Below are 14,765 nucleotides of genomic sequence, written 5' to 3'. Positions count from 1 at the left end.
TTTGCCGGGATGACCGACGGCGTCGACAGCACACGTCGACGCCGTCCCCGTTTCGACATGCGTCGTCGCGAGGCGCAGACGTTGCGCCCAGGAAGCGCCGCTCGGCGACCGTTTTCGCTGTGCTGAGCGGAATGCAGGCTGTGCTTTTCGGCAGCAGCAGGCGCTGATGCGGGGTGATCAGGATGGCCCCGCACACGCCGCGGACGCCGATCGACTCGGCCTAAGCGGACCCGAGCAGCGGCGTGGCGCGCGCGGCGAAGGTCTTGAGGACGAAGCTCGACTGGATATGCGCGATCCCGTCGAGCCGGGTGAGCTGCCCGAGCAAGGCGCGGTAATGGTCGAGGTCGCGCACGAAGGCGTGGAGCAGATAGTCGGCGCCGCCGCTCATCAGATAGCCGCCCATCACCTCGGGCAACTTGAGCACCGAGACCTCGAACGCGGTGAGAATCTCGTCGACCTGCCGCTCCAGCGTGACCGAGATGAACACCGCCATCGATCCGATCAGCCGCGTCTCGTCGAGCTTGGCGGTATAGCCCTGGATGATCCCGTCCTGCTCGAGCCGCCGCACGCGGCGCAGCGTCGGGGTCAGCGACAGGCCGATTTCGATCGCAAGGTCGCTCCAGCTCATCCGGCCGTCGAGTGCGAGCGCCTGCAGGATTTTGAGGTCCTGTCGGTCGAGATTCAGCGGATTGGCGATCTTTGCTACCATGCTATCGAATATTAGCGGATATCGCCTAATCCACAACCGAAAGCTGCGTTCTTTGGTCTGAAACACTCCGGGTTCGCAGCTATGCTCGCCGCCTCTCGAGGAGCACGGCATGAAGATCGACCGCACCACCAGCCTGGACGCGATTTACGGGGACGAAACCGGCGCGACCTTCATGACCGGGATCCAGGCGCTGGTGCGCCTGCCGCTGATGCAGCGCCGGCTCGATCGCAGGAACGGGCTCGACACGGCAGGCCTCATCTCGGGCTATCGCGGCTCTCCGCTCGGCGCTTACGACCAGCAATTGTGGAAGGCGCAAAAGTATCTCGACGCGCACGATGTGGTGTTCCAGCCGGGGCTGAACGAGGATCTGGCCGCCACCGCTCTGTGGGGCGCGCAGATGCACAAAGCGTACGGCCCGACCACCACCGACGGCGTGTTTGGCATCTGGTACGGTAAGGGCAACGGCGTCGATCGCACCGGGGACGTGTTCCGCAACGCCAACATGCTCGGCACCTCGGCGCTGGGCGGGGTGCTGGCGATCGGCGGCGACGACCATGCCGCGCAATCCTCGATGTTCCCGCACCAGACCGACGGCATCTTCCAGTCGGTGATGATGCCGGTGCTGCAGCCCGCCAACGTTTCGGAAATCCTGTCGCTTGGTCTCGCCGGCATCGCCCTGTCGCGTTTCGCGGGCGTGTGGGTGGCGATGAAGACGATCGCGGAAGTCGTCGAAAGTGCCGCCAGCTTCGACCTGCCCGAGGCGTATCCCGCCTTCGCCGCGCCCCCAGAACTGGTGCCGCCGCATGGCCTCAACTGGGATCCGGGCATCGCCTGGCCCGCGCAGCGCGCCGAATACGAGCGGCGCATGGTCGAGGAGCGCATCCCTGCGGCGATCGGCTGGGCGATCGCCAACCGGATCGACACGCCGGTGTTCGCGGCCAGCGCCAAGCGGCTGTGTATCGTCACCGTCGGCAAGGCGCATCAGGACGTGATGCAGGCGCTCGAAAATCTCGGGGTCGGCGAGCATGAGGCCGAAACGCTGGGCATCTCGATCTACAAGGTGGCGATGAGCTGGCCGCTCGCCGCGGCGCCGCTGCTGGCCTTTGCCGGCGATGCCGACGAGATATTGGTGGTCGAGGAAAAGGACCCGACCGTCGAGACCCAGCTCAAGGCGGCGCTGTTCCACCGTGCGGGCAAGCGCATCCGTGTCACCGGCAAGACCGATGCCGAGGGCGCGCCGCTGCTGCCGGTCGTCATGGAGTTCACCCCGCTGATGGTCGCGCAAGCGATCGTCGGTCGGCTGAACCATGACCCGATCGGGCTCGTCGCACGTCTCGCGGCGTGGAACGCCCGCGCGCGGACCGGCGAGGTGATCGCCTTCCCGGCGCGCAAACCCTTCTTCTGCTCGGGCTGCCCGCACAACAGTTCGACCCCTACGCCCGAAGGGTCCATTTCTGGCGGCGGGATCGGCTGTCATGTCATGGCGCTGTCGCAGCCCAAGCTGAAGACCGCGACCTTCAGCCAGATGGGCGGCGAGGGGCTGCAATGGGTCGGTGCAGCGCCCTTCTCGCAGACGCGGCACATCTTCCAGAACATCGGCGACGGCACCTACCAGCATAGCGGCCTGCTTGCGATCCGCGCCGCGGTGGCGTCCAGGGCCAACATGACCTTCAAGATCCTCTACAACGATGCGGTCGCGATGACCGGCGGCCAGCCTGCCGAGGGCGTGATCGAGCCGCGCCGCATCGTCGCGCAATTGCTCGCCGAAGGGGTCGGCACTGTTCGACTGGTCAGCGACGATCCCGCCAAGTGGGACGGCCTGCCGAGCGGGGTGACGACGCATCACCGCGACGATCTTGACACGGTCCAGCGCGAGCTGCGCCAGATCGCTGGCGTCAGCGCGATCGTCTACGAACAGACCTGCGCCGCCGAGAAGCGCCGTCGGCGCAAGCGCGGGAACTTCCCCGATCCCCACCGTCGCCTGTTCATCAACCCGCGCGTCTGCGAGGGCTGCGGCGATTGCTCGGTCCAGTCGAACTGCATCGCGGTCGAGCCGCTCGCCACGCCGCTCGGCACCAAGCGTGCGATCAACCAGTCGGCGTGCAACAAGGATTTCTCCTGTGTGAAGGGCTTCTGCCCGAGCTTCGTCGAGATCGACGGCCCCGTGCTCCGCAAGCCCGACGGCAAGCGGATCCAGGCGCTCGAGGCCGAGCTGTTCGCGCGCTTGCCCGATGCGGTGATCGCGCCGCTCGGCGACGTGTACAACGTCTATGTCGCCGGGATCGGCGGCCTCGGCGTGCTGACCGTCGGTGCCTTGCTCGGCACCGCCGCGCACCTCGCCGGGCTCAAGGCGACGGTGCTCGATTTCACCGGCCTTGCGCAGAAGAACGGCGCGGTCGTCAGCCAGGTGCGCATCGCCCCCGCCGACGCGACCATCCACGCGGTGCGGATCGGCGCGGGGGAGACCGACCTTTTGCTCGGCACCGACGCGGTCGTCGCGACCGGCGCCGATGCGCTGGCGAAGTTCGCCAAGGGCAGGGGGCGTGTCGTGCTCAATGGCGACGAGACGCCGACCGCCGATGTCGTCACCGATCGCGACGCGACGCTGCCGACGCAACGGATGATCGACACCATGCTCGGCCGGGCGGGCGAGCAGGGCTTCGTGCTCAGCGCGACCCGCATCGCCGAGGGGCTGTTCGGCAACAATGTCGCCGCCAACACCTTGCTTGTCGGCTATGCCTTTCAGAAGGGCCTGCTGCCGCTGACGGCCGCTGCCTTCGAGGCCGCGATCGAGGCCAATGGCGCCGCGGTCGCACTCAACAAGCGCGCCTTCGCATGGGGCCGGATGGCGGCGGTCGACATGGCCAAGGTCGAGCAGGTCGCCGGGCTGGTCGCGCCCGAACCCGTCGTGGAGGGCACCGCGGCGCTGATCGAACGCCGCGTCGTCGATCTGACCGCCTATCAGGACGCTGCCTATGCCGCGCGCTATCTGCGGTTGGTGAACGCGGTCCGCGCCGCGGTCGCGCCGTTCGGTGCGGAGGGCGAAGCGCTGCTGCGCGCGGTGGCGGTCAACGCCTACAAGCTGATGGCGTATAAGGACGAATATGAGGTCGCCCGGCTCTACGCCGAGCCGGCCTTCCGCGAGACACTGGCAGCGCAATTCGCCGACACCAGGCGCGTGTCGATCTGGCTCGCGCCGCCGCTGCTCTCGCGGATGGACGCGCGCACTGGGCGCCCGGCCAAGCGCAAGTTCGGACCGTGGATTTTTACCGCGTTCGCCCTGCTCGCGCGGATGAAAAGGCTGCGCGGCAGTTGGGCCGACCCGTTCGGGCGCACCGCGGAACGCCGCGCCGAGCGGGCGCTGCGCGAGGAATATTTCGCCACGATCACCGAGCTTTGCACCGATCTCGACCGGTCCGCGCTCGCCTCCGTCACGGCGATCGCCGCCTTGCCGGACAGGGTGCGCGGCTATGGTCCGGTCAAGGAAGCCGCCGTCGCCGACTATGCCGCCCAGCGTGCGAGCCTGCTCGCCGCATCCGTTCCCGTCCTCAGCAAGGCCGCCTGACATGCCGACCGAAACCCAAACCGCCGTCCGCGACGCGGTGCGAAGCTTCGCGCAGGAGCAGATCCGCCCCAACAGCATGGCGTATGAGGCGGCGGGGGGCTATCCGCCCGCGCTGTTCGCCGAACTCGCCGAGCTCGGCCTGATGGGAATGACCGCGCCCGAGGCGGTCGGCGGCGCGGGGCTCGACTATGGCAGCTATGCGCTCGCGCTGATCGAACTCGCCGCCGCCGATGGCGCGCTGTCGACGATCGTGTCGATCCAGAACAGCCTGATCGTCACGGGCCTGCTCAAGGACGGCACGCCCGAACAGCAGGCGCGCTTCCTCCCCGATCTCGTCGCCGGGCGGATGATCGGCGCCTTCGCGCTGACCGAAAGCGACGCCGGCTCGGACGCCGCCGCGATGCGAACGCGGGCGCGAAAGGTCGATGGCGGCTATCGCCTCGACGGCGCCAAGCAGTTCATCACTTCGGGCAAGATCGCCGGGCTCGCGGTGGTCTATGCCGTGACCGATCCGACGGCGGGCAGGCGCGGTATTACCGGCTTCCTCGTCCCGACCGATCGCCCCGGCTACAGCGTCGACAAAGTCGAGCACAAACTCGGCCAGGCCGCATCGGACACCTGCGCGATCCGCTTCGACGATCTGTTCCTTGAGGACGATCTTCGGCTCGGCGCGGAAGGCGCGGGCTATGGCATCGCGCTGTCCAACCTCGAGGCGGGCCGCATCGGGATCGCCGCGCAGAGCGTCGGCATGGCGCAGGCGGCGCTCGACATCGCGGTCGCCTATGCCAAGGACCGCCGCAGCTTCGGCCAGGCGATCATCCAGCATCAGGCGGTCGGCTTCCGGCTCGCCTCACTCGCAACCAGTCTCGAAGCGGCGCGGCACCTGGTGCTTGCCGCGGCGGCGGCGAAGGATGCCGGTGAACCGTGCCTGACGCTGGCCTCGATGGCGAAGCTCTTCGCCTCGGAGACCGCCGAGACGGTGGTGTCGGGCGCGATCCAGACGCTTGGTGGCTATGGCTATCTCGAGGAATATGGCCTGGCCAAGATCTACCGCGATGTCCGCGTCTGCCAGATCTACGAGGGCACGTCCGATATCCAGCGGCTGGTCATCGCCCGCTCGCTCTGATCTTTTAGAAAGACCGCGTCATGTCCGATCCGATCGTCATCTCTTCCCTTGCGCGGACTCCGATGGGCGGCTTCCAAGGCGCGCTCTCCGGCCTGTCCGCGACACAGCTCGGTGCGGCCGCGGTCAGGGCCGCGGTCGAGCGCTCGGGCGTTGACCCGGCGGTCATCGACCGGATCTATATGGGCTGCGTCCTCTCGGCCGGCCTGGGCCAAGCACCGGCGCGCCAGGCCGCGCTCGGCGCCGGGCTGCCGCAGTCGGTCGAGGCAACCACGGTCAACAAGATGTGCGGATCGGGCATGCAGGCCGCGATCATGGCGGCCGAGGCGCTCGCCGCGGACAGCGCCGAGGTGATCGTCGCGGGCGGGATGGAGAGCATGACCAACGCGCCCTACGCGCTACCCAAGCATCGCGGCGGCGCGCGGATCGGACATGACCGGATCGTCGACACGATGATGCTCGACGGGCTAGAGGACGCCTATCAGCCGGGCAAGCCGATGGGTGCCTTCGCCGAGGATACCGCGCAGGCCTATGGCTTCACCCGCGCCGCGCAGGACCATTACGCGCTCGAAAGCCTCGCGCGCGCCACTGCCGCGATTGAAAGCGGCGCGTTCGCCTGCGAGATCGTGCCGGTCGAAGTTCCCGGTCGCGGCGGTACCACGCTGGTCGCGCAGGACGAGCAGCCCGGTAAGGCCAAGCCCGATAAGGTGCCGAGCCTCAAACCCGCATTCACGAACAACGGCACGATTACGGCCGCGACGTCAGCCTCGATCTCGGATGGCGCCGCAGCCCTCGTGATGACGCGCAGCAGTGTCGCCGCCCGGCTCGGTCTGGCGCAACAGGCGCGGATCGTCGCGACGGCGGCACACGCCCATGCCCCGGCCGCCTTCGCCACCGCGCCGGTATTCGCGATCCGCAAGGCGCTCGAGAAAGCGAATTGGAGCGTCGCGGACGTCGATCTGTTCGAGGTCAACGAGGCGTTCGCCGTGGTGGCGATGATCGCGATGCGCGATCTGGTCATTCCGCGCGACCGGATCAACGTCAACGGTGGCGCAACAGCCCTCGGCCATCCGATCGGCGCGAGCGGTGCGCGCATCATCACGACGCTGATCGCCGCGCTCCGGACGCGTGGATCGCGCCGTGGCATAGCCGCGCTGTGCATCGGCGGCGGCGAAGCGACCGCGATCGCGCTGGAGCTGATTTGATGTCGACCACCGGGACTATCGTTCGCTGGTCACCGAGATCGCCGTTACGATGAAGCGGCTGTCGCGAGCGACTTTGCGTACCTTGCCCGCGGGGCTGGGCGTCCCGGGGTACGATCCGGCCACGGTCACGGCCGGGATCGTCCATCTCGGCCTCGGCAATTTTCACCGTGCGCATATGGCACGCTATACTGATCGGCTGATGGCGGTTTCGGCCGAGGCCCGGCGCTGGGGGATCGTCGGGGCGACGCTGTTGCCGCAGGACGCGCCGACCATCGCTGCGTTGGCCGAGCAGGACGGGCTCTACACGCTCGTCGAACGCGACGACGGCGAGGAGCACGCCACGGTCGTGGGATCGCTGACCGGTTTGATCGATGCGAGCACATCAAGTGTGGCGCTGCTCGCCGCCATCGATCGGCCCGAGATCAGGATCGTCAGTCTCACCGTGACCGAGCACGGCTATTGCCTCGACCGCGCGACCAAGACGCTCGACCTCGCGCATCCGCTGATCGTCCGCGATCTGGCAGGTCCCGAGGCGCCGGCGAGCGCGGTCGGGGTGCTGGTCGAGGCGTATCGGCGGCGTCGCGCGATCGGCGGCCGCGCCTTCACCGCGCTCAGCTGCGATAATATTCAGCATAACGGAACGGTGCTGCGCGACGCCGTGCTCACCTTGGCGCGGCAGCGCGATCCCGAGCTTGCCGCCTGGATCGCCGCGGCGGCGCGCTTTCCCGCGACCATGGTCGATCGGATCACACCCGTCACCCGCGACGCGGATGCGGCGGATCTGGAGGCGCGATACGGCGTCGCCGATGCTCGACCGGTCTTTTGCGAACGCTTCACGCAATGGGTGATCGAAGACGATTTCGCCGATTGCCGCCCCGCTTGGGAAGCGGTCGGTGCGCAATGCGTGGCCGACGTCGCGCCCTACGAAAAAATGAAGTTGCGATTGCTCAACGCCAGCCATCTTGCAATCGCTGGCCTGGGGCGCCTGATCGGCTATACGCTGGTCGACGAGGCGATGCGGGATCCAGCGCTGCGCTGCTACATGGCCTTGCTCATGGCGCTGGAGACGGCGCCGACGGTGCCGCCGGTTCCGGGCATTGACTTGGCTGAATATCAAGCGACGCTGATCAAGCGGTTTGCCAATCCGGCGATCCGCGATACGCTCGAGCGGGTCAATACCGATGCGCCGCTCAACTATCTGCTCGATCCGATCCGCGACCGACTGGCCCGAGACCAGAGCATAGATTTGCTCGCGCTGGCTCTTGCCGCCTGGCTGCGGCGTGTGCGGGGTAGCGATGAAGGTGGCCAGCCGACCGAGATTCACCATCCGCTTGCGCCCCTGCTGCGCGAGCGGGCGATAGCAGGCGGCTCGGACCCCAGAGCGTTGCTGTCGATCCGTCCGATGTTTGGCGATCTGGTCGAGCATGCCGCTTTCGTCACGACGGTCGGCGTGCATCTGAAATCGCTCTACGCTTCAGGCGCATCGCGCACACTCGAGGGGATCGTCGGCTTACTCGATGGTGACGACACGCCGCGTCTCGACCTTCGGTAGGTGCCTGATCGCTGGCGGTGTCGCGCGAAGCGGCTTCTTGTGCCGCGACGGCGCTGCTGAACTTACGGCTGAAATTGTTTTGGGCAGCGGGCGCGGAACGCGACCGATGGTAGGTCGTCTCGGCCCCGATCGGTCGGGCGGCTTACGGCGCGTTTTGCCGACATGAACAGATGTCCGAAGTTGGTGACCGCGAAAGCGCCGTTGAATGTCGCCTTGTGGGTCATCCGCTCTAACGATACCCCGCAGCCTGTAGTTCAAATAGCTCGGCATACCGTCCACTTGCTGCGAGCAAATCGGCATGCGTTCCCGATGACTCCACGCGCCCGTCGCTGAGCATTAGAATGCGATCGGCCATCCGTACGCTGGAGAACCGGTGCGAGATCAGCACGGCGGAGCGACCCGCGCTCAGCTCGCGGAACCGCTGAAACACCTCATATTCGGCACGGGCATCGAGGGCTGCGGTAGGTTCGTCGAGGATCAAGACGTTAGCGTCGCGCATGTAGGCGCGGGCGATCGCCATTTTCTGCCACTCGCCCCCCGACAGATCGACACCATTGCGGAAGCGCTTGCCGATCATCTGGTCGTAGCCATCCGGCAGCTTGGCGACGACGCCGTCCGCCAGTGATGCGGTAGCGGCAGCCTTGATCCGTGCGCGATCGTCGCGCGCCTCTATCCGACCGACGGCAATATTGTCAGCAGCCGGCAGGTTGTAGCGGACGAAATCTTGGAAGATCACCCCGATTGCGGAGCGTAGGGCCTCGAGATCGTAATCGCGCAGATCCCGTCCGTCGAGCAGCACGCGACCTTCGACGGGGTCGTAAAGCCGGGCAAGCAGCTTTACGAGCGTCGTCTTGCCGGCACCGTTCTCGCCCACCAGCGCCAGCACCTCGCCGGGGGCCAGCGTGAACGACAGATGGCGCACGGCCCAACGCTCCGCGCCTGGATAGCGGAAGCCCACATCCTCGAACACGAAGCCCTGCCGGACGGGGTTCGGAAAGGACAGGGCGTTTGGCGGCGAGCTGATTCCCGGTATCGTTCGCAGGAAGGAGAATAGGTCGTCAATGTAGAGCGCCTGCCCCGCGGTCGATGAGAAGCCGGTCAGCAACCCTTCCAGCAGACCGCGCAGCCGCAGGAACGAGGCGGCGAGGAAGGTGAGGTCACCGATAGACAGCGAGCCGCTGACCGCCCGCCACGCAATGTAGGCATAGGCCGCGTAGTAGGCGATGGTGCCGAGGGCGGCGAAGCCGGAGCCCCATACCGCGCGGCGGAGCGCCAGTCGGCGGCTCGCGGCGTAGGTGTCGCGTGAGATCGTGCGATAGCGATCGATCAGAAACGGGCTGAGGCCGAAAATCTTGACCTCCTTGGCTGTGTCCGCGCTGGCGGCGACCTGGCGGACATAATCCAGTTCGCGCCGCTGGGGCGTGCGGACATAACTGAGGGCGTAGCTCAGCGCGTTGAAATGCGCCTCGCCCAGGAAAGACGGCACGAGGGCGACGGCGAGCAGCACCATCAACCAGGGCGCATAGACGACCAGGCCGGCGGCGAAGCTGGCCACCGTGACGATGTCCTGCGCCTGCCCGAACAACTGCCCCATCAGCGACATGCGCCCACTCGCCTGCATCCGCGCCCGGTCCATCCGATCCTGGAACGCCGCGTCCTCGAAATCGGCGAGATCGAGGGTGGCGGCGTGCTCCATCAGGCGGACGCTGGCGTCGTTGCTGACCCGGTCCGACAACAGGCCGTCAACCAGCGACACCACCCGACCGAGGAGATCACCGACGACCGCCAACGCGAACTCGGCAACCAGCAGCGCCTCGAGGCGGCCGAGGAGCCCGGAGCCCCACCACCTGCCGATGCCTGCCGGGCGATCGACAAGCTGATTGAGGAGAACAACCTCGTCGATGATCAACTTGCCCACGAACAGCGTTGCGATCGGCAGCAGTGCCCGTACCAGCCGCACCGCGAGCGTCGTCGAGGTCAGCAGTCGGCTCGTACGCCACACCATGGCCAGGAACGGCGGCAGATTCCGCAGCGCGCCCAGCCGCTCGCGCCATGTCGTGGGCCGGGGCGGCATGCTGCCGCGACCGGGTCTGGCGGCGACCGCCATCTAGCGTCCGGCCGCTGCCGACAGGTCCAGCCGCCGATAGGTCGAGGCCAGCAAGGGGGAGATCATCCGCACGTCACCGCCTTTACCCGGCGCCGACGGGGGCGTGTAGCGGTTTCGCTCAGGCTGGGGCGGATCACCGCAAAACCGTCATCGCAAGATGCTCGGGCCGGCTCATCCCGCACACCGAAAGCAGCCGTCGGATCGCGATGAACGACCAGCTGAATCCGGGTGACAGGATGAGCGGTTTGAACAGACGACGATGGGTCAATGTCGATACCCACGATATCCGTTTGCTCACACGGCATAACCGCCTAGACGACGCCATCCCCGGGGGGCCGCTGAAGCGCGGTTGAGAGGTGGGCAGCAGCCCATGACCCGCTGAACCTGATCCGGGTGATACCGGCGTAGGGAGGGTTGCGGCTCCTTTGTCGTCCCTCCGTGTGGAGTGGACTCGAGACGATGCCGGTTATGATTTTGTGTGTCCTGATGATCCGGTGCAGCACCTTGGCGCTGTCCGCTGCATTCCTGACGCTGCCCGTTGCCGCATCGGCGCAACAGGCGACCGAAGACCGGACGGACATCCGCGTGATCGGCCGCCGCGATCCCGAAGGGCTGCTGCCCGATCAGACCGAGCCGAAGGCGGTGAGCGCGATTTCCGCCGATTTCATCGTCAAGCAGGCCCCGACACTCAACGCGTTTCAGCTCGTCAATCTGTTGCCCGGTGCGAACGTCGCGTCCAGCGACCCATACGGTCTGTCGACGAGTTCGAGCCTGACGCTCCGCGGATTGGGGCAGGACGAGATCGGCGTGCTGCTGGAGGGCGCGCCGCAGAACGATATCGGTTACTATTATGCCTACCCGTCGCAGTTCGCCGACCCCGGGAACATAAGGCAGATCGCGCTCGCGCAAGGATCGGTGGACATCGATTCGCCGACGGTCGGCGGGGCGGGCGGTCTGCTGTCGCTCACGCTCGACGACCCTAAGGCGACGCGGCAGGCGCTCGTCGATCTCTCGCTGGGATCCTACTCGCTGCGCCGCGTGTTCGCCCGCGTCGATACGGGGACGATCGGCACGACCGGCCTCAAGGCGTTCGTGTCCTATTCGAACACCCGCGCCGACAATTGGCGCGGCGCCGGCTATGACACGCGCCAGCATGTCGACGCCAAGCTGTTGCGCGAATGGGGTAACGGCGACCGCGCCAGCCTGGCATTGTCGTACAACGACGCCAATTCGGCCAGCTACCCCAGCCCGACGCTCGCCGACTGGCAGGCCCAGGGTCGCGGGTTCAACCACGACGCGCGCTACAGCCCCGGAAATACGAATTACTGGCGGCTCTATCGGGCACCCTTCCGCAACCTTTACGCCTCGGCACCGGTGCATGTGGCGCTGAACGATCGGCTGACGCTCGACAGCACGACCTATCTCCAGTTCGGTTATGGCAATTCGCCGTACGGCACCCAACTCGCCACCACGGGCAACTTCCTCGGCAACGAGGAACTAACGCAGCCGATCGCATTGCCGGGCACGGTCGATGGTGTCGCGACCGTGTTGGGTAATTACACCGGCGACCAGATGCGCACGGGCAACGTTAGCAAGCTGACGCTGCGGGCGGGTGTCCACCGGATCACCGCCGGCCTGTGGTTCGATTACGGGACGGACCGCGTCGCGCAATCCTATACCGCGGTCGATGCCGACGGTAATCCGGCCGACCGGTGGGGATACCGCAGCAAGGCGATCCGCACCGCCGATGGCCGCCTGCTCGCCTATGAGAACCAGCGCACCGTGACCGTAACGAAGGCGTTTTTCCTCGCCGACAGCATCACGCTCGGTCCGCGCCTGACGGTCGATGCCGGTTTCAAGGGCGTCGGTCTGCTGCGCAATGGCCGCAACTACCTGCCCGGGCCGCAGACCCGCGTCCGTCGCGACAGTTTTACCGCCTTGCCGCGAGCCGCGGTCCACTACGCGATCGACGACCGCCAGCAGTTGTTCGCCAACATCACGACCAATTTTCGGACCCCCAACGAGTTCACGCTCTACGACAGTTACGATGGCGGCGTCGTATCGACGCGCGGCACCAACGCGCTGAAGAACGAATATTCGGTGTCGCAGGAACTGGGCTATCGCTACATCGGCCCCAACCTGTCGGCATCGGTCACCGGCTTCCACTACAAATTCCGCAATCGCCAGTTGGCGACGGTGATCGACGTTGGCGGCGCGCAGGTCAATTCGACGCTGAATGCCGGCGGACAGACGTCCTACGGCGTCGATGCGGAGATCGATTATCGCCCGGCAAGGGGCGTCAGCGTTTATGTTTCGGGCGAATATCTGCGCGCGCGGATCGACGACGATCTGCCGGTTGGCGGCGACTATCTGCCGACACGGGGCAAGCGCGCGGTGTCGAGTCCGACGGTCCAGATCGCTGGCGGCGGTACCTATGACGACGGTCGTCTGTTCGGCAGCATCGCGGGCAAATATGTCGGGCGCCAATATGCGACGTTCATAAATGACGAGAGCATCAAGGGCTATGCGACGCTGGACGTCGCGGTCGGCGTGCATATGGCAGACTGGTTCGGCGGCAAGCGGACCGATTTCCGTGTCAACGCGATCAACGTGACCGATCCTCATGTCCTGGGGGGCGTCCAGGCGGTCAGTACCAACGCCGGCGATGTCATCGGACCCCGCGGTACGGTCATCAGCGGCTATGCGCCCGCCTATTACATCGGCAGCGGCGCGGCCGTCGCCGCGACCGTCTCGCGTGGTTTCTAGCTGTGGGCGACGCTGAGGGCTCGGCCACTAGCCACCGCGTTCACGGCATGGGCTTCGCCATGGAGGCGCCGACCTGGCCTGCGATCACCGCCGACGAAGCCACGACCGTGCTGGCCCGCTTTCCGGGCGCCGCCCGGATCGAAGCGCTACACTGGCATTCTCCGCGTCCCTTCTCCGCGGCCACGCTGATCCAAACGACGGACGGCGTGCTTCTTCTGAAACGCCATGATCGCCGGGTGCGCACGGTCGCGGGATTGGCGGAGGAACATGGTTTCATCGCCCATCTCGCGGCTGCGGGGACATCGGTACCTGAAGTGTTGCGCACGACGGACGGTGCCAGTGCGGTCGGGGTGGGCGAATGGACCTATGAACTCCATCGGCAGGGGGCAGGGGACGATGTATATCGCGACCGACCGTCATGGACGCCCTTCCTCTCCCAGGCGCATGCCCATGCCGCTGGTGTCGCGCTTGCGCGATTGCATCAGGCGTCAAGTGGCTTCGATGCGCCGGCCCGGGTCGCGCAGCCGCTCGTCGCCAGCTTCGGCATTCTGTCCGCTGCGGAGCCGCTGGCTCTTGCCGAAGCCTATGTCGAGGCACGTCCGGCCTTGGCCGCGTTTCTGACGGGGCGGCCGTGGCGGCGCCAGCTGTCGTCGCTCTTCGCGGCATCGGGCGATGGCCGCGCCCATCGCATCGCGCATCAGCAGCCGCTGTGGACGCATAATGACTTGCATCCCTCCAATATTCTCTGGTCGGCTGATGGCACTGTCGAAACCATATTCGACTTCGGATTGGCTGATCGGACCTGCGCGGCGCATGATCTGGCGATCGCGATCGAGCGGACCACTTTCGCATGGCTGGAACTCGGGGAGGGGCGGGATGATGCCATTGCCGACCCCATGGCTGCGCTATCGCTGATCGCCGGATATTCAACGATTCGCCCGCTCGACCGCACCGAGATCAATACGGTCATCCAGCTCCTGCCGCTGGTCCACGTCGAATTCGCTTTGTCCGAGATCGCCTATTTCGCCGGGATCGTTGGCGATTCTGACGCGGCATCGCTGGCCTGGGATGGATATCTTCTCGGCCATGCGGACTGGTTCTTCTCGGCCCCGGGACAGAATTTTCTCGCTCGCCTTCGCGTTGGTCGGAGCGTCTGATGTCGTCGCTGGAGATCGCTGCGGTCGTGATCAGCTTTCTGGCAATCTGGCTGACGGCGCGACGCAACATGCTGTGCTGGCCGCTGAACCTCGTCGCTTGCGCGCTGTATTTCAAACTGTTCCTCGACGTGCGGCTTTATGCGGACATGGCGCTGCAGGCGGTGTTCGGTATTGGCATCGTCTACGGCTGGATCGTCTGGCGCCGCGACAGGCACGACACCGGCGAGGTCGTCGTGATGCCGCTGCGGCGGCTGTGGGCGATAGCGAGCTTGGCTGTCGGCCTGCTCGGTGGACTTGCGATCGGGTGGTTCACCAGTCGCCATACCGACGCAGCGCTGCCATGGATGGACGCGATGCTCAGCAGCTTCAGCCTTGTCGCCCAATATTGGACGGCCCGCCGTCACCGCGAAAGCTGGCTCCTCTGGATCGCGGTAGACGTCGTGTATGTTGGCATGTTCGCTCTAAAGGGACTGATCCTGACCGCCGGGCTCTACGCGGTGATGATTGGCCTCGCCGTGATGGGCTACCGAGAGTGGCGGGAGATGCGAGGTTAGCTGTCTTACGGCTGCCGTTAAAAATCG

8 protein-coding genes, 1 pseudogene and 1 riboswitch are annotated in these 14,765 nt (G+C 66.3%); of the genes and pseudogenes, 7 read left to right on the top strand and 2 right to left on the bottom strand.

Annotated features, from left to right (window positions below):
- Positions 1-220: 220 nt before the first annotated feature.
- Positions 221-709 (bottom strand): Lrp/AsnC family transcriptional regulator, encoded by a 489-nt coding sequence (locus ASG67_RS17030; protein WP_056532619.1) that lies wholly within the window; start codon positions 707-709, stop codon positions 221-223.
- Between the two features lie 103 nt (positions 710-812).
- On the opposite strand from ASG67_RS17030, the pseudogene ASG67_RS17025 reads away from it, so the two are divergent.
- The 4 genes and pseudogenes from ASG67_RS17025 to ASG67_RS17010 form a co-directional block, all read left to right on the top strand.
- Positions 813-4,274, top strand: a pseudogene (locus ASG67_RS17025) (indolepyruvate ferredoxin oxidoreductase family protein); the annotation flags it as partial.
- 1 nt (position 4,275) lies between these two features.
- Positions 4,276-5,400, top strand: coding sequence for an acyl-CoA dehydrogenase family protein (locus ASG67_RS17020; protein WP_056532613.1), 1,125 nt, complete (start codon positions 4,276-4,278; stop codon positions 5,398-5,400).
- A 20-nt stretch (positions 5,401-5,420) separates the two neighbouring features.
- Positions 5,421-6,602, top strand: a complete 1,182-nt coding sequence (locus ASG67_RS17015) for an acetyl-CoA C-acyltransferase (RefSeq protein ID WP_056532610.1) — start codon at positions 5,421-5,423, stop codon at positions 6,600-6,602.
- 73 nt (positions 6,603-6,675) lie between these two features.
- Positions 6,676-8,154, top strand: coding sequence for a mannitol dehydrogenase family protein (locus tag ASG67_RS17010; RefSeq protein WP_162244376.1), 1,479 nt, complete (start codon positions 6,676-6,678; stop codon positions 8,152-8,154).
- A gap of 229 nt (positions 8,155-8,383) precedes the next feature.
- Here the strand turns inward: ASG67_RS17010 and ASG67_RS17005 are convergent, their stop codons facing one another.
- The gene (locus tag ASG67_RS17005; RefSeq protein WP_082543614.1) at positions 8,384-10,261 is read right to left on the bottom strand and encodes an ABC transporter ATP-binding protein; all 1,878 of its coding nucleotides are present in this window, start codon (positions 10,259-10,261) and stop codon (positions 8,384-8,386) included.
- 318 nt (positions 10,262-10,579) lie between these two features.
- Positions 10,580-10,689, top strand: a riboswitch (TPP riboswitch).
- A 40-nt stretch (positions 10,690-10,729) separates the two neighbouring features.
- Here ASG67_RS17005 and ASG67_RS17000 point away from each other — a divergent pair.
- From ASG67_RS17000 to pnuC, 3 genes are read left to right on the top strand one after another with little or no spacing between them, the layout of a single operon-like run.
- Entirely contained in the window at positions 10,730-13,027 is a 2,298-nt protein-coding gene (locus ASG67_RS17000; RefSeq protein WP_235535273.1) for a TonB-dependent receptor, read from the top strand.
- Between the two features lie 47 nt (positions 13,028-13,074).
- On the top strand, positions 13,075-14,184 hold the full coding sequence (locus ASG67_RS16995; protein WP_056532600.1) for a phosphotransferase enzyme family protein: 1,110 nt from the start codon (positions 13,075-13,077) through the stop codon (positions 14,182-14,184).
- Complete coding sequence (pnuC, locus tag ASG67_RS16990) at positions 14,184-14,738, top strand: nicotinamide riboside transporter PnuC (RefSeq protein ID WP_056532596.1); 555 nt, start codon at positions 14,184-14,186, stop codon at positions 14,736-14,738. Before ASG67_RS16995 ends, pnuC begins: the two co-directional genes overlap by 1 nt.
- Positions 14,739-14,765 lie beyond the last annotated feature (27 nt).

This window comes from Sphingomonas sp. Leaf339 (genome assembly GCF_001426195.1).
GTDB lineage: Bacteria > Pseudomonadota > Alphaproteobacteria > Sphingomonadales > Sphingomonadaceae > Sphingomonas.
This window is presented reverse-complemented; position numbering and strand designations above follow the sequence as displayed.

Excerpts from the sequence above, each read along its gene's own strand:
- ASG67_RS17030 (WP_056532619.1), bottom strand. The coding sequence starts at position 709 with ATGGTAGCAAAGATCGCCAATCCGCTGAATCTCGACCGACAGGACCTC.
- ASG67_RS17020 (WP_056532613.1), top strand. The coding sequence starts at position 4,276 with ATGCCGACCGAAACCCAAACCGCCGTCCGCGACGCGGTGCGAAGCTTC.
- ASG67_RS17015 (WP_056532610.1), top strand. The coding sequence starts at position 5,421 with ATGTCCGATCCGATCGTCATCTCTTCCCTTGCGCGGACTCCGATGGGC.
- ASG67_RS17005 (WP_082543614.1), bottom strand. The coding sequence starts at position 10,261 with ATGGCGGTCGCCGCCAGACCCGGTCGCGGCAGCATGCCGCCCCGGCCC.
- ASG67_RS17000 (WP_235535273.1), top strand. The coding sequence starts at position 10,730 with ATGATTTTGTGTGTCCTGATGATCCGGTGCAGCACCTTGGCGCTGTCC.
- ASG67_RS16995 (WP_056532600.1), top strand. The coding sequence starts at position 13,075 with ATGGGCTTCGCCATGGAGGCGCCGACCTGGCCTGCGATCACCGCCGAC.
- pnuC (WP_056532596.1), top strand. The coding sequence starts at position 14,184 with ATGTCGTCGCTGGAGATCGCTGCGGTCGTGATCAGCTTTCTGGCAATC.